We start from the raw sequence: 999 nt of genomic DNA on the forward strand, positions 1-999 counted from the left end.
CACCGCACGGCGAAAGCGATAAAGCTTCGCCGGCCGCCCGCCCGTGTCGAGGGCAGTTTCGCCGGTTTCTTCGACCAACTCCTGCTGCTCGACGAGCCGGCGGAAGTTCGGCTTGTTGATGAGCCGCCCGGCCAATGCTTCCACGGTCCGTTGCAACGGCAGGGTCATTTCGACCTAGCGCCGGAAATCCGGGGCACATTGCTGGCGATGAGCGCAGCCATGATCGACAGGATGCTCGGACCGGTCTGAGAAGGCTCGGGACGTCCTCGACGACGGCCGACAGCGCACGCTTACGACGCAGCATTCCCATTAGAATGTCGGCGAATTGGGACGATCCAGCGCCAGGCCTCCTTGAGGCGGACCTCGTCGCTCATAGTGGCCCTTCGGCTCGGGCAGTTTCATCCAAACCTCGTGCTCACCGATATCGCGATATCGCGACCGGCTGGACGGAATGTGCGCCACTCTTGGTTCGCGAACAGACGCCGTTGAGCACGGTGCTCACAGAATTGCGCAACTGCCCCTTCGCGCTTTCTCGGCCTGGATACGGACAACGACACCATTTCATGAACAAGTCGCTGAAGGCCTATTGCGCCGCCGCTGATCCTCACCCTGCGCGAGGCGGTGCCCACGACCCATCTGCGCAACGCCGAGTTCGCTACGCTGCGGCTCAGGCTGCTCAAGCTCGGCGCTCGCGTCATCGAAACCGTCTCGCGCATCCGTCTGGCCTTCGCCGCCGCCTGTCCCTAGGCAAGTCTGTTCCGGGCGCTCGCCAGCAAGCTGCAGTTCGATGGACCATGACCGCCGGGGCAGCAGCCCCGCCGAACGATTACAGCTTCCACCCTCCAGCGCGTTCACAGGTCCAGACACAGCCGGGGTGAAAAAGATGCCCTGCCGCTCATCGCCAAACAAACCCAGAGGCATTATGAATAAGGTTAACTGGTGCGCGTAGGCAAGAGAGAACGATGAGCTGCCAAAAAATCGTCGAATGCAGTAAGAAAA

3 pseudogenes are annotated in these 999 nt (G+C 61.6%); 2 read left to right on the forward strand and 1 reads right to left on the reverse strand.

The features are described from left to right. Positions 1–162: pseudogene (locus tag ACWGS9_RS34935) on the reverse strand (NrtR DNA-binding winged helix domain-containing protein); the annotation flags it as partial. Between ACWGS9_RS34935 and ACWGS9_RS34940 the strand changes: the two are divergent. Beyond that, a pseudogene (locus ACWGS9_RS34940) lies at positions 151–602 on the forward strand (ISNCY family transposase); the annotation flags it as partial. The pseudogenes ACWGS9_RS34935 and ACWGS9_RS34940 sit on opposite strands and share 12 nt — an antisense overlap. Further along, positions 598–747 (forward strand): annotated as a pseudogene (locus ACWGS9_RS34945) (transposase); the annotation flags it as partial. The pseudogenes ACWGS9_RS34940 and ACWGS9_RS34945, both read left to right, overlap by 5 nt. Positions 748–999: the final 252 nt, after the last annotated feature.

This window comes from Mesorhizobium sp. Arg314, from assembly GCF_053714275.1.